Source organism: Thioclava sp. JE_KL1 (assembly GCF_009296265.1).
Classification (GTDB): domain Bacteria; phylum Pseudomonadota; class Alphaproteobacteria; order Rhodobacterales; family Rhodobacteraceae; genus Thioclava.
On the sequence record NZ_WBJS01000018.1, the window covers coordinates 17096 to 34830 of the forward strand.

Annotated in this window: 17 protein-coding genes and 1 pseudogene; 14 read left to right on the top strand and 4 right to left on the bottom strand. The window is 64.8% G+C overall.

The window, feature by feature from the left end; translation table 11 throughout:
• The first annotated feature begins 167 nt into the window (after positions 1-167).
• The 13 genes from F8R15_RS19320 (at position 168) to F8R15_RS19380 (ending at position 11217) form a co-directional block, all read left to right on the top strand.
• Positions 168-1034 carry a branched-chain amino acid aminotransferase gene (locus F8R15_RS19320; RefSeq protein ID WP_078571232.1) on the top strand — a complete coding sequence of 289 codons (867 nt, stop codon included), beginning with the start codon at positions 168-170 and terminating at the stop codon, positions 1032-1034.
• 74 nt (positions 1035-1108) lie between these two features.
• Positions 1109-1564 carry a universal stress protein gene (locus tag F8R15_RS19325; protein ID WP_078521378.1) on the top strand — a complete coding sequence of 152 codons (456 nt, stop codon included), beginning with the start codon at positions 1109-1111 and terminating at the stop codon, positions 1562-1564.
• A gap of 3 nt (positions 1565-1567) precedes the next feature.
• On the top strand, positions 1568-2026 hold the full coding sequence (locus F8R15_RS19330) for a DUF2267 domain-containing protein (protein ID WP_152845689.1): 459 nt from the start codon (positions 1568-1570) through the stop codon (positions 2024-2026).
• Between the two features lie 70 nt (positions 2027-2096).
• Complete coding sequence (locus F8R15_RS19335; RefSeq protein WP_078521382.1) at positions 2097-2657, top strand: NifU family protein; 561 nt, start codon at positions 2097-2099, stop codon at positions 2655-2657.
• Positions 2650-3300, top strand: coding sequence for a tRNA (adenosine(37)-N6)-threonylcarbamoyltransferase complex dimerization subunit type 1 TsaB (gene tsaB / locus F8R15_RS19340; RefSeq protein ID WP_152845690.1), 651 nt, complete (start codon positions 2650-2652; stop codon positions 3298-3300). The genes F8R15_RS19335 and tsaB overlap by 8 nt, the downstream gene beginning before the upstream one ends.
• Positions 3300-3725: a GNAT family N-acetyltransferase gene (locus F8R15_RS19345; RefSeq protein WP_152845691.1), complete on the top strand. Its 426-nt coding sequence runs from the start codon at positions 3300-3302 to the stop codon at positions 3723-3725. The genes tsaB and F8R15_RS19345 overlap by 1 nt, the downstream gene beginning before the upstream one ends.
• A gap of 152 nt (positions 3726-3877) precedes the next feature.
• A complete protein-coding gene (locus F8R15_RS19350; RefSeq protein ID WP_152845692.1) occupies positions 3878-4867 on the top strand; it encodes a BMP family protein in 990 nt (329 codons plus the stop codon).
• On the top strand, positions 4867-6549 hold the full coding sequence (locus F8R15_RS19355; protein WP_152845693.1) for an ABC transporter ATP-binding protein: 1683 nt from the start codon (positions 4867-4869) through the stop codon (positions 6547-6549). The genes F8R15_RS19350 and F8R15_RS19355 overlap by 1 nt, the downstream gene beginning before the upstream one ends.
• The gene (locus tag F8R15_RS19360) at positions 6549-7646 is read left to right on the top strand and encodes an ABC transporter permease (RefSeq protein WP_083077967.1); all 1098 of its coding nucleotides are present in this window, start codon (positions 6549-6551) and stop codon (positions 7644-7646) included. The genes F8R15_RS19355 and F8R15_RS19360 overlap by 1 nt, the downstream gene beginning before the upstream one ends.
• A 1-nt stretch (position 7647) precedes the next feature.
• The gene (locus F8R15_RS19365) at positions 7648-8613 is read left to right on the top strand and encodes an ABC transporter permease (RefSeq protein ID WP_078571225.1); all 966 of its coding nucleotides are present in this window, start codon (positions 7648-7650) and stop codon (positions 8611-8613) included.
• Positions 8597-9397 (top strand): purine-nucleoside phosphorylase, encoded by an 801-nt coding sequence (locus tag F8R15_RS19370; RefSeq protein WP_152845694.1) that lies wholly within the window; start codon positions 8597-8599, stop codon positions 9395-9397. The genes F8R15_RS19365 and F8R15_RS19370 overlap by 17 nt, the downstream gene beginning before the upstream one ends.
• Before the next feature lie 78 nt (positions 9398-9475).
• A complete protein-coding gene (locus tag F8R15_RS19375) occupies positions 9476-10393 on the top strand; it encodes a sulfite exporter TauE/SafE family protein (protein ID WP_152845699.1) in 918 nt (305 codons plus the stop codon).
• Positions 10393-11217: a TIGR02186 family protein gene (locus F8R15_RS19380; RefSeq protein ID WP_172976271.1), complete on the top strand. Its 825-nt coding sequence runs from the start codon at positions 10393-10395 to the stop codon at positions 11215-11217. The genes F8R15_RS19375 and F8R15_RS19380 overlap by 1 nt, the downstream gene beginning before the upstream one ends.
• Here F8R15_RS19380 and F8R15_RS19385 read toward each other — a convergent pair.
• The 3 genes from F8R15_RS19385 to F8R15_RS19395 all read right to left on the bottom strand — a co-directional run bounded on the left by F8R15_RS19385 (position 11214) and on the right by F8R15_RS19395 (position 15640).
• Entirely contained in the window at positions 11214-11930 is a 717-nt protein-coding gene (locus F8R15_RS19385; RefSeq protein WP_152845696.1) for an SDR family oxidoreductase, read from the bottom strand. The two genes, F8R15_RS19380 and F8R15_RS19385, sit on opposite strands and share 4 nt — an antisense overlap.
• Before the next feature lie 50 nt (positions 11931-11980).
• Positions 11981-13525, bottom strand: coding sequence for an ATP-dependent RecD-like DNA helicase (locus F8R15_RS19390; RefSeq protein WP_152845697.1), 1545 nt, complete (start codon positions 13523-13525; stop codon positions 11981-11983).
• Between the two features lie 144 nt (positions 13526-13669).
• Positions 13670-15640, bottom strand: coding sequence for a protein meaA (locus F8R15_RS19395; protein ID WP_256365701.1), 1971 nt, complete (start codon positions 15638-15640; stop codon positions 13670-13672).
• Positions 15641-15934: 294 nt separating this feature from the next.
• Between F8R15_RS19395 and ccrA the strand changes: the two genes are divergently transcribed.
• Entirely contained in the window at positions 15935-17227 is a 1293-nt protein-coding gene (ccrA, locus tag F8R15_RS19400; RefSeq protein ID WP_152845698.1) for a crotonyl-CoA carboxylase/reductase, read from the top strand.
• Between the two features lie 292 nt (positions 17228-17519).
• Here ccrA and F8R15_RS19405 read toward each other — a convergent pair.
• Positions 17520-17735 (bottom strand): annotated as a pseudogene (locus tag F8R15_RS19405) (sugar ABC transporter ATP-binding protein); the annotation flags it as partial.

Sequence of the window (17735 nt, forward strand, 5' to 3'; positions counted from 1 at the left end):
ACAAGGGGCGAAACTTCCGCAAGCCTAGGCAGGTCGCAGTTGCGATGCAGTTAACGCGGCCCCGCTCCCATGACCGGACCTCACGACACCTGACACCGATACAATCGGTCGTATGGACTTCGCGGGGCGCGAGTGGTTGGATCGCGCCCGATACGAAGGAGGCACCGATGGCATTCGGCAAAAACATCCGCACATGGTTCGAAGGCGCATGGCACGAGGGCGATATCGCCGTGATGCGCGCCGCCGATCACGGGCTTTGGCAAGGCAGCTCGGTCTTTGACGGGGCGCGGCTTTTCGACGGGGTCGTGCCCGATCTCGACGCGCATTGCGCGCGCACCAACCGTTCCGCCGAGGCGCTGATGATCACGCCGACCCTCGCCGCCGAGGAGATCGTCGAGATTGCGCGCGAGGGCCTGCGGAAATACGACAAGGGTGCCGCCGTTTACGTGCGCCCGATGTATTGGGCGATTGCGGGTTCCGATCTAGGCGTGGCGCCGAAGCCCGGCGAGACCGGATTCGCACTGTGCCTCGAAGAGGTGGCGATGCCCGACCCCGGCAAGTCGACGACGCTGACCACCACGCAATTCCGCCGTCCCGTTCTGGCCGATAACGTCACCGATGCGAAGGCGGGCTGCCTTTATCCGAACAACGCCCGGATGCTGGTCGAGGCGCAGCGCAAGGGCTTCGGCAACGCGCTGGTGCAGGATGCGATGGGCAATGTCGCAGAAAGCGCGACCGCGAATGTCTGGATGGTGAAGGATGGCGAGTATTTCACGCCCATGCCGAACGGCACATTCCTCGCGGGGCTCACGCGCAAGCGGATCATGGGGCTTCTGCGCGAGGGCGGCGAGACGGTGCATGAAGCGGTGCTGACGCTCGACGATTTCCGCAATGCCGACGAGGTCTTCCTGACCGGCAACTTCGCCAAGGTCACCCCGGTCGCGGGTTTCGACGATGTCAGCTACACGCCCGGCAAGGGAACGCAGCGGGCGCGCGAGGCCTATATGGACTGGGCACAAGGGTCACCGCTTTGAGCCTCGACACCCCCGCGGTTGCCAAAGACCTCGCGCCGGGCGATGATCCACGAACACCCCGTCCCGGAGGAGCCATGCGCAAGTTTCTTGTTGTGCTCGACGATACCCGCGAATGCCTCAACGCGATGCGGTTCGCGGCGATGCGCGCGAACCATACCGGCGGCGGCGTGATCATCCTCTCGGTGATCCCGCCCGACGAATACCAGCACTGGATCGGGGTCGCCGAGATCATGCGGGAAGAAGCTCGCGAGCGGATCGAGGCGCATTTCGAGGTTTTCGCGAAATGGATGCGCGACCGTCAGGGCGTGGAGCCGGAACTGGTGATCCGCGAGGGCGAACCCGTGCCCGAGATCATCGCCGTGATGGACGAACATCCCGAGATCGGCGTGCTGGTCCTCGGCGCAGGCTCCGGCAAGGGCGGTGCGGGGCCATTGGTCAGCCAGATGGTCAAGCAGGCCGGGACGCTGCCCTGCCCGCTGACGATCGTGCCGGGCGAGATGTCGAAGGAAAAGCTCGAACAGATCACCTGACCGATGCCGATGCCCTGGACCTACCGCCACGCGCAGAAGGAGTTCGCCTCCTTCCTCGCAGATGCGCGCGATCGGATGGGCCTCGACTCCGACAACATGACCTACACGGCGGTGGAGGGCGTCTTCGTCACCTTCCGTGCGCGGCTGCGCCCTGTCGAGGCCATCGCCTTCGCCGATTGCCTGCCAGCGGTGTTGCGCGCGATCTTCCTGTATCACTGGGATGTGATGGCGGCGCCGCGCCCGTTCGGCAGCCGGACCGAGATGGCCCGCGAAGCGCAGGCGTTGCGCCCGCACCACAACCTGACCCCCGATAACGCCATCGAGGCCACGGCCTTTGCGCTCTGGCGCCATGTCAACCATCGTGACTTCGAGGCCGCTCTCGCGCGGATCGGACCGGAAGCGGAGGCATTCTGGCGCCCGGAAGTCACCGACCCCGCCCAGATCGCGCCGCGCATCATCTAGCGCATAGCCGCGATTACTTGATTATTTCTGTCGGAAGGCGCATATGAGCGGCAAGCCAAGGAGGCACGCGATGTTTATTCAGACCGAGACGACCCCGAACCCCGCGACGCTGAAATTCCTGCCCGGCCAGACCGTGCTGGAGACCGGCACCGCTGATTTTCCCACCGCCGAGACGGCGGCCAAATCGCCGCTGGCCAAGCGCGTTTTCGCAGTGCCCGGCGTGACCGGCGTGTTCTTCGGCTCGGATTTCGTGACCGTGACGAAGGACGATGCGACCAGCTGGGATCACGCGAAACCGGCGATCCTCGGCGCGATCATGGAGCATTTTCAATCCGGCGCCCCGGTGATCGAAGGCGAAGCCGCGCCCTCGGGGCATGCCGAGCATGACGGCGAGGACGGCGCGATCGTCTCGCAGATCAAGGAACTGCTCGACACCCGCGTGCGCCCGGCCGTGGCGCAGGACGGTGGCGACATCACCTTCCACGGGTTCGAGCGTGGTGTGGTCTACCTGCACATGCAGGGCGCTTGCGCCGGTTGCCCCTCGTCGACGCTGACGCTCAAGATGGGGATCGAGAACCTGCTCAGACATTACATCCCCGAGGTTTCAGAGGTCCGTCCGGTCAATGCCTGATCTGACGCTAGGCTTCGACACATCGGCCGCGCATTGCGCGGCCGCTTTGCTGTCGGGTGATGACTGCCTCGTTTCGCGACACGAGGAAATGGGACGCGGACAGGCCGAACGGCTGATGCCGCTTCTCGAAGAGGTGCTCGCAGAGGCGGGCGTCGGCTGGCGCGACTTGACGCGGATCGGCGTCGGGATCGGGCCGGGGAATTTCACCGGTGTCCGTATCGCCGTCTCCGCCGCGCGTGGCCTGTCGCTGAGCCTGAGGACCCCGGCGCTCGGCGTCTCGATCACCGACGCCGCACAATTCGGCAGCGAAGGTCCGGTGCTTGCCGCCGTCGCCGCGCCCCGCGAACGCGTCTATCTCGAAGGCTTCCGCACCGCCCAAGCCATCCCGCTCGACCTGCATGAGCTCGACGCCCTGCCCGAGGGCTTGGCCGAACCCGGCCTGACCTGCATCGGCTCCGCCGCCGAAGAGGTCGCCCAGCGGATCGGCGCTGCTGCCGCACCCGCAGCCTTCGCACCGGCCGAAGCCATCGCGCGGATCGCAGCCTCTCGCGAATTCATCCCGGGAGAACGTCCCGCGCCGCTCTACCTGCGCGCGGCCGATGCCGCTCCGCCCTCCGATCCGCCGCCAAGGATCCTCGACTGATGCGCGCCGAAGCCCTCGCCGAGTTGCATGCCGCCTGCTTCACCACACCGCGCCCGTGGAACGAGGCCGAATTCCGGGATCTGATGCGCGGCCCCGGCACCTTCCTGTTGAACGAAAACCGAGGCTTCCTGCTCGGACGCGTCATCGCGGGCGAGGCCGAGCTTCTGACCCTCGCGGTCGACCCGAAAGGCCGCCGCAACGGCACCGGCCGCGCGCTGGTCGAGCGGTTCGCGCAGGAAGCCGATGCGCTTGGGGCCGAAAGCGCCTTCCTCGAAGTCTCCGCCGAGAATGACGCCGCACGCGCGCTTTATGCCGCGACCGGCTGGAAGGAATCGGGGCGTCGGAAAGGCTATTACCGCAGCCCGGAAGGCGATCGCATCGACGCTCTGGTTCTCACTTTGCCGCTCGCTAGAGCGACAAGCTGACCGTTCAATCAAATTTGTCTTGCGACCTCGCGTCATCCACAACTTGACGCTTGACCCCCTTGGCAAGCTCTGCCCAAATCGGCCTGTCCGCGCGCTGAACCGAGCGCGCCAACAGGCTTATCCAACAGGGCCATAACGTTCGGGAGTAATCCATGACCTATTTCACCAAGTTCCTTGGCGCCGCGACCGCGCTCGCGCTGAGCGCCGGGGCCGCGCTGGCCGATCCCGCGATCATTTACGATCTGGGCGGCAAGTACGACAAGAGCTTCAACGAAGCCGCTTTCAACGGCGCGAAGCGTTGGGCCGAAGAGACCGGCGGCTCCTACAAGGAACTGGAAATGCAGTCGGAAGCTCAGCGTGAGCAGGCCCTGCGCAAACTCGCCGAGTCGGGCGCCAACCCGATCGTGATGACCGGCTTCGCCTTCGGCGACACGCTCAACACCGTCGCTCCCGACTACCCCGACACCAAATTCGCGATCGTCGACATGGTTGTCGACCAGCCCAACGTCGAGTCGATCGTCTTCAAGGAAGAGCAAGGCTCATACCTCGTCGGCATGATGGCCGCGATGGCCTCGAAGACCGGCACCGTCGGCTTCGTCGGCGGCATGGACATCCCGCTGATCCGCAAATTCGCCTGCGGTTACGTTCAGGGCGTGAAAGCCGTGAACCCCGATGCGAAAGTCATCCAGAACATGACCGGCACCACCCCGGCGGCATGGAACGACCCGGTGAAGGGCGGCGAGATCGCCAAGGCCCAGATCAGCCAGGGCGCGGACGTGATCTACGCAGCCGCCGGCGGCACCGGCATCGGCGTTCTGCAGGCAGCCGCGGATGGCGACGTCCTGTCGATCGGCGTGGACAGCAACCAGAACTACCTACACCCGGGCAAGGTCCTGACCTCGATGCTCAAGCGTGTCGACAACGCCGTCTATGACGCGTTCTCGGCGGGCCCCGATCTGAAGCCGGGCATCAGGGTGATGGGTCTGGCCCAGAACGGCGTCGGCGTCGCGATGGACGACAACAACAAGTCGCTCGTCACGCCCGAGATGGAAAAAGCCGTTGAGCAGGCGAAAGCCGACATCGCGTCGGGCAAGATCGAAGTGCATGACTACATGTCGGACGACAGCTGCCCGGTCGAGTGATGAGCACAACAGAGTCGAACAACGCGGGGCGGCAGGCAACTGCCGCCCTTGCCACTGAAAACGCCAGCGATGCGGCCGAAGCGGCCCACGCTGCCGCCACGCCCACGGGCGCGCCCGCGATCGAGCTGAAAGGCATCTCGAAAGCCTTTGGCACGGTGCAGGCCAACAAGGACATTTCGATCCGGGTCATGCCCGGCACGATCCACGGTATCATCGGCGAGAACGGCGCGGGGAAATCCACGCTGATGTCGATCCTGTACGGCTTCTACAAGGCGGATGCGGGCGAGATCTGGATCAAGGGCAAGCACACCCATATCCCCGACAGCCAGGCCGCGATCAGCGCCGGCATCGGCATGGTCTTCCAGCATTTCAAGCTGGTGCAGAATTTCACCGTGCTCGAGAACATCATCCTTGGCGCCGAGGATGGCGCGCTACTGCGCCCCTCTCTCTCCAAGGCCCGCAAGGAACTCAAGCGCCTCGCCGAGGAATACGAGCTCAACGTCGATCCCGACGAGAAGATCGAAGAGCTCTCCGTCGGTCACCAGCAGCGCGTGGAAATCCTCAAGGCGCTCTATCGTCAGGCGGATATCCTGATCCTCGACGAGCCGACCGGCGTGCTGACGCCCGCCGAGGCCGACCACCTGTTCCGCATCCTCGATTTCCTCCGCAAGGAAGGAAAGACGATCATCCTGATCACCCACAAGCTGCGTGAGATCATGGAGATCACCGACACGGTTTCGGTGATGCGCCGCGGCGAGATGACGGCGACGGTGAAGACCGCCGAGACCTCGCCCGAGCAACTGGCCGAGCTGATGGTGGGCCGCAAGGTTCTGCTGAATGTCGACAAGACCGCCGCCCAACCCGGCAAGACCGTGCTGGAGGTCGAGAACCTCCGCGTGAAGGACGAAGACGGGATCGAGCGCCTCAAGGGGATCAAACTCGAAATCCGTGCGGGCGAGATTCTCGGCATCGCGGGCGTGGCGGGCAACGGCCAGTCCGAATTGCTGGAAATCCTCGGCGGTTTCGCCAAGGGCACCGGCAACATCCGCATCAACGGCGAAGAGATCGACCTCACCGGCAAGCATAGCGACGGGCAGTCGCGGCGTCGCCGGGGCATCTCGCACGTCCCCGAAGACCGCCATAGCCTCGGTCTGATCCTCGATTTCGCTGCGTGGGAAAACATGGTCTTCGGCTATCACACCGATCCGGCCTATCAGAAGAACCGCTTCGTCATGGACAATGCGGGGATCGTGGCTCACACCGCCGAGGCGATGGAACGCTTCGACGTGCGCCCGCCGATCCCGACCCTGCCCGCGAAGAGCTTCTCTGGTGGCAACCAGCAGAAGATCGTGCTGGCGCGTGAGATCGAACGAAGCCCGGCGCTGCTGCTGGTGGGCCAACCCACCCGCGGCGTCGATATCGGCGCAATCGAATTCATCCACAAACGCATCATCGAACTGCGCGACCAAGGCGCCGCGATCCTGCTGGTCTCGGTCGAGCTTGACGAGATCCGGGCGCTCTCGGACCGGGTCGCGGTCATGTTCGACGGGCAGGTCATGGGCATCGGCCCCGTCGAGACCGCCACGCAGACCGGCATGGGCTGCCTGATGGCGGGCATGGGCGGCGAGGACGTGCGCGGCATGGACGGCTGGACCATCGCCGCGCCCGAGGAGAGCCAATAATGGAAAAGACACCGAAATGGGTCGATGTGGCCCTGATCCCGCTCCTCAACCTGCTGATCGCCTTCGTGATCTCGGGGATCGTGGTGCTGCTGATCGGCGAAGACCCGATCAAGGCGATCAAGGTCATGGTCTCGGGCGCGCTCGGCTCGCCCTATGGTTGGGGCTACACGCTTTATTACGCGACCAACTTCATCTTCACTGGCCTCGCAGTCGCCGTTGCCTATCACGCCAGCCAGTTCAATATCGGCGGCGAGGGTCAGGCGACGCTGGGCGGGCTTGGCGTGGCGCTGGTGCTACTGGCCTTCCCGTGGCCGCATTGGACCATCGCGCTGATCGCGGCGATGGCGGGCGGCGCGATTTTCGGCGCGGCCTGGGCGGCGATCCCGGCCTATCTGCAGGCCAAGCGCGGCAGCCATATCGTGATCACCACGATCATGTTCAACTTCATCGGCGCGGCGGTGCTGAACTACATGCTGGTCAACGTGCTGCGTCCGCGCGGCTCGATGGACCCAGCCACCGCGCGCTTCGGGCCTGCAACCCATCTGCCGACCTTCCATGACTTCCCGCTCGTCGGTCAATTCTTCTCGAAATCGGTCCCGGCGAACGTGTCGTTCTTCGTGGCGATCCTCGCCTGCTACCTCGTCTGGGTGCTGATCTGGCGCACCAAGCTGGGCTTCGAGATCCGCGCCTTCGGGCGGTCGGAGTCTGCGGCGCGCTATGCCGGCATCTCGCCGGTGAAGATCGTCATGGCGGCGATGCTGATCTCGGGCGGACTCGCCGGCCTGATGGCGATCAACAACGTGATGGGCGAGGCGCATCGCCTCGTGCTGAACTCGGTCGAGGGCGCGGGCTTCATCGGGATCGCGGTCGCACTGATGGGCCGCAACCACCCGTTCGGCGTGTTCCTCGCCGCGCTTCTCTTCGGCTTCCTCTACCAGGGCGGCGGCGAGCTGGCGCTGGAAACCACGATCCCGCGCGAGCTGATCACCGTGATCCAGGCGCTCGTGATCCTGTTCACCGGGGCCTTCGACAACATGCTGCGCGCACCGATCGAGAGTTTCTTCGTCGCGCGCGCCAACGCCCGGAAGGAGGCCTGAGATGGATTTCGGAACGATCATCGAAATTCTCGATAGCGCCGTTCGCCTCGGCACGCCGCTGCTGCTCGCCTGCCTCGCGGGCCTGTTCTCGGAACGCGCGGGCATCTTCGACATCGGCCTCGAGGGCAAGATGCTGATGGCCGCCTTCTTTTCCGGCGCGGTCGCGGCGGTGACGGGCAATGCGTGGCTCGGCCTTCTGGCGGGCGTCGGGGGCTCGATGAGCCTCGCTTTCGTGCATGGGCTCGCCTCGATCACCTTCCGCGGCAATCAGCTGATTTCCGGCGTCGCGGTAAACTTCCTTGCCTCGGGCTTTACCGTTCTGATCGCGCAAAGCTGGTTCCATCAGGGCGGCCGCACACCGCAACTCTCGGGCAACGGGCGCTTCGATCCGATCACCCTGCCCGGCGCCGACGCGGTCCAAGATGTGCCCTTCCTCGGTCCGATCTACTCGAACCTGATCTCGGGTCACTCGATTCTCGTCTATGTCGCCTTCGCGATGGTGCCGATCACCTGGTGGGTGCTGTTCCGCACCCGCTTCGGCCTGCGCCTGCGCGCGGTGGGCGAGAACCCGGAATCGGTCGACACAGCGGGTATCTCGGTAATTCGGATGCGCTACACCGCCGTTGCCATCACCGGCGTGCTGGCGGGTTTGGGCGGCGTCTATCTGGCAACCGGCCTCGCGGCTGGCTTCGTGAAGGAAATGACCGCCGGTCGAGGCTATATCGCTCTCGCGGCTCTGATTTTCGCGAAATGGCGGCCTGTTCCGGCGCTTGGGGCGACGATGCTGTTCGGCCTGCTTGAAGCGATCTCGAACCGTTACCCGAATATCGATCTGGGCGTCATCACCCTGCCGATCCAGTTCATGCAGGCCGTGCCCTACATCCTCACCGTGATCATCCTCGCGGGCTTCATCGGCAAGGCGATCCCGCCGCGTGCAGGGGGGCAGCCCTATGTCAAAGAGCGCTGAACTCGCGCAACTGATCCGCGAACGCGCAGGCGACGAGGCCCCGCGCCTCGGCCTGATCCTCGGCTCCGGCCTCGGCCATCTGGCCGAGGAGATCGAGGGCGTGGCGATCCCCTATTCGGAGCTTCCGGGCTTCCCCCATGCGGGCGTCTCGGGGCACAATCCGAAGCTGGTGATCGGCACGCTCGAAGGCGTCCGCGTGGCCGTCTTCGGCGGTCGGGTTCACTATTATGAACACGGCAATCCCGCCGAGATGCGCCTGCCGCTGGAGATCCTCAAGGAGCTCGGCTGCGAGAGCCTGCTGCTGACCAATGCGGCTGGCAGCCTGCGCGAGGACATTCAGCCCGGCGGGCTGATGATGCTGAGCGATCACATCAACTTCTCGGGCAACAATCCCCTGATTGGCGAGCCGTCGGACGCCCGCTTCGTGCCGCTGACCGAGGCGCATGACCCGGAGATCCGCGCCGGGCTCAAAGCCGCCGCCAAGGCCGAAGGGATCGAACTGCCCGAAGGCGTCTATTGCTGGTTCTCCGGCCCGACCTTCGAGACCCCCGCCGAAATCCGCGCCGCCAAGGTCTTCGGCGCCGACGCGGTGGGCATGTCCACGGTTCCCGAAGTGATCCTCGCGCGGTTCCTCGGCCTTCGCGTGGCAGCCGTCTCCGTCATCACCAATATGGGGGCGGGCATGGCGCAGGAAAATATCAGCCACGAGCAGACCAAGGCGATCGCGCCGATGGGCGCGGCCAAGCTCGAACAGGTTTTACGACGATATCTGCAACAGTTGTAACCCTGCGGCACGGCGGGGTTTGACTTCGCCTGCCCTTCGGGGACACTAACGATGCAACCTCCTCAGCGGGTGCAGTTCATGCAGATCTACCTGCCCATCGCCGAAGTCTCGGTCAATATCTTCACCCTGCTGGGGCTCGGCGGCATCGTGGGGCTGCTCTCGGGCCTGTTCGGCGTGGGCGGCGGCTTCCTGATCACCCCGCTTCTGTTCTTCATCGGCATCCCGCCTTCCGTCGCCGTGGCCACCGGCGCGAACCAGGTTGTCGCCTCGTCCGTGTCGGGCGTTCTGGCGCAGCTCAAGCGCAAGGCGGTCGACATCCCGATGGGGCTCGTGCTGCTGGTGGGTGGCCTGCTCGGCTCGGCCAGCGGTATCTACGTCTTCAACCTGCTGACCGAGCTGGGCCAGATCGACCTCGCGGTGCAGCTTTGCTACGTCGTCTTCCTCGGCCTGATCGGCCTACTGATGCTGCAAGAGGGCATCCGCACCATCCAAGAGCAGCGCAAGGGCGGTGGCGTGCGCAAGAAACGCGTGGAGCACACATGGGTCCACAAGCTGCCCTTCAAGTTCAAGTTTCGCGCCTCGGGCCTCTATATCTCGGTGATCCCGCCGCTGCTGGTAGGGGTCGCGGTCGGTATCCTCGCGGCGATCATGGGCGTCGGCGGCGGCTTCATCATGGTCCCGGCGATGATCTACCTGTTGAACATGCCGACCAAGGTCGTGATCGGCACCTCGCTGTTCCAGATCCTGTTCGTCTCGGCCTTCACCACCCTGATGCACGCGATCACCAACCAGACGGTCGACGTGATGCTGGCGCTCCTGCTGATCGTCGGCGGCGTGATCGGCGCACAGATCGGCTCGCGGCTGGGCGCGCGCCTCAAGGCGGAACAGCTGCGCATCCTGCTGGCACTTCTCGTAATTATCGTCGCGGGCAAGCTCGGCCTCGACCTCGTGCTGCATCCGAGCAACCTCTACTCCATCGCGACGGGGGGCGAATGATGATCCGTGCAGCCCTCCTCGCCCTCGGCCTCTGCGCCGTCGCCCTGCCCGCTCTGGCACAGGACCAACAGGTTCTGCCCGCGCGTCCGGGCATGCCGATCACCAATCGCCCCGAGCCCGACGAGCAGATCGTGGCCGGTCTCAGCCGCGACAATATCGGGATCACGACCTCCTTCGACGGGTCGCAAATCCTGATCTATGGCGCGATCAAGCGCGAGACGCCGGAGCCCGAAGGGCAGAAGCTCGCGGTGATCGTGACGCTCGAAGGACCGCTCGGCCCGGTCACCATTCGCAAGAAATCCCGCGAATTCGGGATCTGGGTGAACACGGCTTCGGTCGGCGTCGCCGCAGCCCCCAGCTATTACGCCGTCGCCACGTCCGGCCCGCTCGGCGATATCCTCGATCGGCGCACCGACACCCAGCAGCGGATCTCGATTCCGCTCGCGATGCGCGCCTTTTCCGGTCCGATCACCGTCGACGATTCGATCCCCTTCACCGAAGCGCTGGTCGATATCCGAAAGGAACAGGGGCTCTACAAACTCGAGACCGGCGGCGTGCATATCGTGGATAACACGCTGTTCCGCGCCGATTTCGCGCTGCCTGCGAACCTCACCGAGGGCGACTACAAGACGCGTATCTTCCTGCTGCGCGACGGCAAACTGGTGGACAAATACCAATCCGCAATCGAGGTGCGCAAAGTCGGGCTGGAGCGCTGGCTCTACACGCTCGCGCATGAGAATGCGGCGCTTTACGGGCTGCTCTCTCTGGCGCTTGCGGTCTTCGCAGGCTGGGCCGCCGCCGCGATCTTCCGCTTCGTGCGTTAACCGCGCCCGACGAAGGGCATCGCGCTCGCCATCACCGTCATGTTCAGCACATTCGCCTCAAGCGGCAGCGAGGCCATATGCAGCACCGAGCGCGCGACATTGGCCACATCCATGGTGGGCTCCGCCGTCTTGGTCGCCGCAGAATCCATATTCGCCAGAAGCCCGGTGCGCGCGTTGCCGACGTCGATCTGCCCGCAGGCGATGTCGAAATCGCGCCCGTCCAGCGCGATCTGCTTGGTCATGCCGTTGATCGCGTGTTTGGTGGTCGTATAGGCGAGCGATTTCGCGCGCGGCACCTGCCCCGAGATCGAGCCGTTATTGATGATCCGCCCGCCGCGCGGCGTCTGCTTGCGCATCTGCGCGAAAGCGGCCCGGGCACACAGAAACATCCCCGTCAGGTTCACCGCGATACAGGCGTCCCAATCCTCCAGCGTGACCTCGTCGGGCAAGGCCGCAGGCGGGAACATCCCGGCATTGTTGAACAGCACGTCGATGCGACCGAATCTAGCGACCACCTCGGCGAAGGCGCGCTCCACCGCGTGCGCATCGCTCACGTCGCAGGCCACGGCCAGCCCGTCGCCTTGCGCGGCGACCTCCGCCAGCTTGTCCTCCGAGCGCGCCAGACAGGCGACCTGCCAGCCTTCAGCCAGCGCGGCCTCTGCCACCGCGCGCCCGATCCCGGCGCTCGCCCCGGTCACCACCATCACGCCCATCTCGCCCCTCCTTCGCCTTGGCTCAAATATCCCCGCCGGAGGCTCCTGCCCTATCCGTCCTGCGGTTCAGCTTTCAGTTCCAGCTTACCGCCGCCTTTCGGCAGATCGTCAATGGTCAGCGGCGCCGAGGGCCGCGCCAACCGCGCCCGCACCACCCACAAGAGCCGATGCTGCGCCCGGGTGATCGCGACATAGGCGAGGCGCTTCCACAGCGGGATACCCGCCTCGACGCGCCCTGCCCTGTAAGCCGCATAGATATCCGGCGCGAAGACCTGAACGTCCTCCCATTGCGAGCCCTGCGCCTTGTGGATCGTCACCGCCGCGCCATGCAGGAAGGTCGCGCCCATCCGGGCCGCGAACGGAATGAACGGCTCCTCCTCGTCGGGCATCTCGATCTTCACGATCGAGGCCGCCGAGAGCCGCGGATCTTCCGCCCCCATCACATGCAGCCGCGAGAAGCCGGGCTTCTTGCCGGGGCCGAGATAGATCACCTGCGCGCCCTTGATCAGGCCGCGCGCCTCCAGATCGATCCGCTTCTTGCGGTGCTTCACCGGCAGTTCGATCCCGTCGCAGATCAAGGGCTCGCCCGGCAGCATCATGTCGGCAGGCGCGGAATGGGCGGCGCGGAAGGCATGGATCAGCCGGATGCGTGTGGCGTTGCGCCAGACCAGCACCGGCGAACGCGCCATCAGATCGCTCTCCACCCGCTCGGCCCAGACGACGCGGTCATCCTTGGCGGCGGCCTTCTCGATTTCGCGCTCGAACTGCTCGAAGGTCACGCTCTCGTCGCCCAGCATATGCGCCAGATCGAGGATCGGGTTATCCTCGGCCTGCCGGTGGATGCGGTGCAGAATGTGTTTGCGCTCGTCGGGCAGACGCTCGAAGACCATCTCGCCCGATTGGTTCACCGGCGCGAGCTGCGCCGGATCGCCGAACAGCACCAGCGTCGGGAAAATCTCGCGCAGATCGTCGAACTGACGCTCATCCAGCATCGAGGCCTCGTCGACAAAGCCGATATCGAGCGGGTCTTCGCGCCGCTTCCAGCCATTGATGAAATCCGAGCCGCGCAGCCCCGCCGAGGCCAGCGCCGCCGGGATCGACTTGTGGAGATCGTAGAACGCCTTCGCCCGGTCGAGCGTCGCTTCAGTCAGGCCCATCTCGATCAGCAATTCGGGCTTGGGCCGCTCGCCCTGCCCGGTCAGCCATTCCGCGATCCGCTCATATTCGGGATCGTAGACGGGGGTGTAGAGAATGCGGTGGATCGTCGTCGCGGGCACGCCACGCGACCGCAATACGCTCGCCGCCTTATTCGTGGGCGCGAGGATCGCCAGCGTGCGCTTTTCGCGGCGCCGCTTGCCCTCGAAATCGCCCGAGACCAGATCGACGCCTGCCGCCTCCAACGCTTTATAAAGCTCCGCCAGAAGCAGCGTCTTGCCCGACCCCGCCTTGCCGATCACCGAAAGCACGCGATTGCTGCCGCTTTCCGGTGTCATCGACCCTTCGAGAATATCCACCCCCGCCGCCTCGAGCGCGGAAGCAACGGCATCCCAAGCCTCGGCCTGGTCCTCGGAAAACTGGATCATGGGGGTCGTCATGGCGCGACCTTACCTGCGCGCCTTGGCGGGCGGAAGGGCGAAAGGGCGCGGTTTTCGCGGGGTCCAACGCCGGGAACCTCCGGTGGGGATATTTGGGTCGAGAAGAAGACGCCGCTTCTTCCCGATACCAAACGGGCTGCGCGCTCAGGCGGCCTTCTCGGCCGGGGTCGCGAGCGTCACGATATCCATCATGATCCGGTTCAGCTCGAAATCCTTGGGCGTGTAGACGCGCGCGACGCCGAAGCTCAGGAGCTTCTGCGCGTCCTCATCCGGGATGATCCCGCCGACGACGACCGGAACATGGTCGAGGCCAGCCGCGCGCATCCGCTCCATCAGTTCCTCGATCAGCGGCATATGCGAGCCCGAGAGGATCGACAGCCCCACCACATGCGCCTCGTCCTCGATGGCTTTCGCGACGATCTGTTCGGGCGTCAGGCGAATGCCGTCATAGGTGATGTCCATGCCGCAATCGCGGGCACGGAAGGCGATCTGTTCAGCGCCGTTCGAGTGGCCATCGAGGCCCGGCTTGCCGACGAGGAATTTCAGGCGACGGCCAAGCTGCGAGCTGACCGCATCCACGGCTTCGCGGATATCGTCGAGCCCTTCGGTCTGGTTCGAGGGCGAGCGCGACACGCCCGTCGGGCCGCGATACTCGCCATGAACCGCGCGCATCACCCCTGCCCATTCGCCCGTGGTCGCGCCCGCTTTCGCGGCAGCGATCGAAGCTTCCATGATATTCTTGCCAGCCTTCGCGTCCGCCTTGAGCTGAGCCAGCGCCGCCTGCACCGCGGCCTCGTCACGCTCGGCGCGCCAGGCGTTCAGACGGTCGATCTGCTCCTGCTCCACCGCCGGGTCGACGACCATGATGCCGCCATCGCCTGCGGTCAGCGGCGAGGGCTCGCCCTGCTGCCAGCGGTTCACACCGACGACGATGGTCTCCTCGGCCTCGATGCGGTTGATCCGCGCGGCGTTCGATTCCACCAGACGCGACTTCATGTAGTCGATCGCGGCAATCGCCCCGCCCATACCGTCGAGCGTTTCCAGCTCGGCGCGGGCGCCATCTTTCAGCGCCTCGACCTTCGCGTTCACCGCCGGGTTGCCGTCGAACAGATCGCCATATTCCAGAAGGTCGGTCTCATAGGCCATGATCTGCTGCATCCTGAGCGACCATTGCTGATCCCAGGGGCGCGGCAGGCCGAGCGCTTCGTTCCACGCGGGCAGCTGCACCGCGCGGGCGCGCGCGTTTTTCGACAGCGTCACGGCCAGCATCTCGATCAGGATGCGATAGACGTTGTTCTCGGGCTGCTGCTCGGTCAGGCCCAGCGAGTTCACCTGCACGCCATAGCGGAAACGGCGGAACTTCTCGTCCTCGACGCCGTAGCGGTCCCGGCAGATCTCGTCCCACAGCTCGGTGAAGGCGCGCATCTTGCACATCTCGGTCACGAAGCGGATGCCAGCATTCACGAAGAAGGAGATCCGCCCGACCATCGCGGGGAAGGCCTCTTCCGGCACCTTGGTTTTGAGGTCGTCCAGCACGGCGATGGCGGTCGCGAGCGCGAAGGCCAGTTCCTGCTGCGGCGTCGCCCCGGCTTCCTGCAGGTGATAGGAACACACGTTCATCGGGTTCCATTTCGGCAGGTGCTCGCGGGTATAGGCCGCGACATCGGTGATCATCGCGAGCGAGGGCTTCGGCGGGCAGATATAGGTGCCGCGCGAGAGGTATTCCTTCACCAGATCGTTCTGCACCGTGCCCTGCAGCTTCGACACATCCGCGCCCTGCTCCTCGGCCACCGCAATATAGAGCGACAAGAGCCACGGCGCGGTCGCGTTGATCGTCATCGAAGTGTTCATCTGCTCGAGCGGGATCTCATCGAACAGCGCGCGCATGTCGCCCAGATGGCAGACCGGCACGCCGACCTTGCCCACCTCGCCGCGCGACAGGATATGGTCACTGTCATAGCCGGTCTGGGTCGGCAGGTCGAAAGCCACCGAAAGACCCGTCTGCCCCTTGGAGAGGTTGTTGCGATAGAGCGCGTTCGAGGCGGCAGCCGTGGAATGGCCCGCATAGGTGCGAAACAGCCAGGGGCGGTCTTTGGCGGGCATCGTGTCGGTCATGGCGGCCTCCATCGGAATACGAATCTTCGCTGCGCAATATTGTTGCGCGTTTGGATGGTTTAAATTGAATTTTGTGATCCTGTCAATTCGCTGCAACGCGGCGTGATTGGTTTCACGCAGCGTCCGCGACGCGAAGGCTTATAAATAGGGGTTTGCTCGCAGCTCGAAAATCGCGAGGGACATAAAATTACAAAAACGGAACGTCAGGGATTGAAAAGTTGCGCAGCCATGCGTATCCCTCTGAACGAACACCGCCCGATTCTGCGGCGCGGCAAGGACAGACAGGAGAAAGCCATGGCCCTTGATCAGGAAACCGGTATCGCGCCCTACGATGCGCCGGAGAAGGACCTTTACGAGATCGGCGAGATGCCGCCCCTCGGCTACGTCCCCCCGAAAATGTACGCTTGGGCGATCCGCCGCGAGCGCCACGGCGAGCCCGAACAGTCGTTCCAGCAGGAAGTCGTCGACACCTGGGAGATCGACAGCCACGAAGTGCTCGTGCTCGTGATGGCCGCGGGCGTGAACTACAATGGCGTCTGGGCCGGTCTCGGCGTGCCGATCTCGCCCTTCGACGGCCACAAGCAGCCCTATCACATCGCGGGCTCGGATGCGGCGGGCATCGTCTGGAAAGTGGGCGACAAGGTCAAACGCTGGAAAGTCGGCGACGAGGTGGTGATCCACTGCAACCAAGACGATGGCGACGACGAGGAATGTAACGGCGGCGACCCGATGTTCTCGCCCTCCCAGCGGATCTGGGGCTACGAGACGCATGACGGCTCGTTCTCGCAGTTCACCCGCGTGCAGGCGCAGCAGCTGATGCCGCGCCCGAAGCACCTTACCTGGGAAGAGGCCGCCTGCTACACGCTGACGCTGGCCACTGCCTACCGGATGCTGTTCGGTCACCATCCGCATGAGCTCAAGCCCGGCCAGAACGTGCTGGTCTGGGGTGCCTCGGGCGGCCTGGGCTCCTACGCGATCCAGCTTGCGAACACCGCAGGCGCGAACGCGATCGGCGTGATCTCGGACGAGAGCAAGCGTCAGTTCGTGATGGACCAGGGCGCCAAGGGCGTGATCAACCGCAAGGACTTCAAGTGCTGGGGTCAGCTACCCACGGTCAACACGCCCGAATATAACGAGTGGCTGAAAGAGGCCCGCAAATTCGGCAAGGCGATCTGGGACATCACCGGCAAGGGCGTGAACGTGGACATGGTCTTCGAACACCCCGGCGAGGCGACCTTCCCGGTCTCGACGCTGATCGTGAAGAAGGGCGGCATGGTCGTGATCTGCGCTGGCACCTCGGGCTTCAACTGCACCTTCGACGTGCGCTACATGTGGATGCACCAGAAGCGCCTTCAGGGCTCGCACTTCGCCAACCTCAAGCAGGCGGCCTCGGCCAACAAGCTGATGGTGGAGCGGCGTCTGGACCCCTGCATGTCCGAGGTCTTCCCGTGGGATCAGATCCCGCAGGCCCATACCAAGATGCTGCGCAACGAGCATAAGCCGGGCAACATGGCCGTGCTGGTTCAGGCTCCGAAAACCGGGCTGCGTACCTTCGAGGACGCGCTGGAAGCGGGTCGCCGCGGCTGACGACCCCTTGATGTTTCACGGGAAACCCGCGCTCGGGAGGGCGCGGGTTTTCTTTTGTGAGAACTAAGGGACGCGTCCGAGCCTTGGGTGGGCGCTTTGATCGGTTCGTGGCTGGGCACTTTATCTCGCAAGCCCGTCGCTCATTCGTGCTTGCGATGACATCGCCAATGCGCCCTCCCGGGGGGAGGGTCGGGCGCGGCCCGGGGCTGATCGCCCCGCGCCAAGGCCGCAGACCCAAAACGAAAAACGCCCGGCCGATCCGACCGGGCGCTTCGGGCTCACTTGCCTGCTCTCAAGCGGCTTCGTTCGCATCCTCGGGCTGCTTCGCGCCGGTCATGTAGGCGACCGCATCCGACATCGAATGGTTCTTCGGATCGATCACGCAAAGCCGCTTGCCCAGCCGGTGGACGTGGACCCGATCCGCCACCTCGAAGACGTGCGGCATGTTGTGCGAGATCAGGATGATCGGCAGACCTTTTGCCTTGAGATCAAGGATCAGGTTGAGCAC

Coding starts and splice junctions, on each gene's coding strand:
- F8R15_RS19375 (WP_152845699.1), top strand. CDS start 9,476: ATGCAGATCTACCTGCCCATCGCCGAAGTCTCGGTCAATATCTTCACC.
- F8R15_RS19320 (WP_078571232.1), top strand. CDS start 168: ATGGCATTCGGCAAAAACATCCGCACATGGTTCGAAGGCGCATGGCAC.
- F8R15_RS19355 (WP_152845693.1), top strand. CDS start 4,867: ATGAGCACAACAGAGTCGAACAACGCGGGGCGGCAGGCAACTGCCGCC.
- F8R15_RS19385 (WP_152845696.1), bottom strand. CDS start 11,930: ATGGGCGTGATGGTGGTGACCGGGGCGAGCGCCGGGATCGGGCGCGCG.
- F8R15_RS19350 (WP_152845692.1), top strand. CDS start 3,878: ATGACCTATTTCACCAAGTTCCTTGGCGCCGCGACCGCGCTCGCGCTG.
- tsaB (WP_152845690.1), top strand. CDS start 2,650: ATGCCTGATCTGACGCTAGGCTTCGACACATCGGCCGCGCATTGCGCG.
- F8R15_RS19390 (WP_152845697.1), bottom strand. CDS start 13,525: ATGACGACCCCCATGATCCAGTTTTCCGAGGACCAGGCCGAGGCTTGG.
- F8R15_RS19360 (WP_083077967.1), top strand. CDS start 6,549: ATGGAAAAGACACCGAAATGGGTCGATGTGGCCCTGATCCCGCTCCTC.
- ccrA (WP_152845698.1), top strand. CDS start 15,935: ATGGCCCTTGATCAGGAAACCGGTATCGCGCCCTACGATGCGCCGGAG.
- F8R15_RS19345 (WP_152845691.1), top strand. CDS start 3,300: ATGCGCGCCGAAGCCCTCGCCGAGTTGCATGCCGCCTGCTTCACCACA.
- F8R15_RS19365 (WP_078571225.1), top strand. CDS start 7,648: ATGGATTTCGGAACGATCATCGAAATTCTCGATAGCGCCGTTCGCCTC.
- F8R15_RS19325 (WP_078521378.1), top strand. CDS start 1,109: ATGCGCAAGTTTCTTGTTGTGCTCGACGATACCCGCGAATGCCTCAAC.
- F8R15_RS19380 (WP_172976271.1), top strand. CDS start 10,393: ATGATCCGTGCAGCCCTCCTCGCCCTCGGCCTCTGCGCCGTCGCCCTG.
- F8R15_RS19395 (WP_256365701.1), bottom strand. CDS start 15,640: ATGACCGACACGATGCCCGCCAAAGACCGCCCCTGGCTGTTTCGCACC.
- F8R15_RS19330 (WP_152845689.1), top strand. CDS start 1,568: ATGCCGATGCCCTGGACCTACCGCCACGCGCAGAAGGAGTTCGCCTCC.
- F8R15_RS19370 (WP_152845694.1), top strand. CDS start 8,597: ATGTCAAAGAGCGCTGAACTCGCGCAACTGATCCGCGAACGCGCAGGC.
- F8R15_RS19335 (WP_078521382.1), top strand. CDS start 2,097: ATGTTTATTCAGACCGAGACGACCCCGAACCCCGCGACGCTGAAATTC.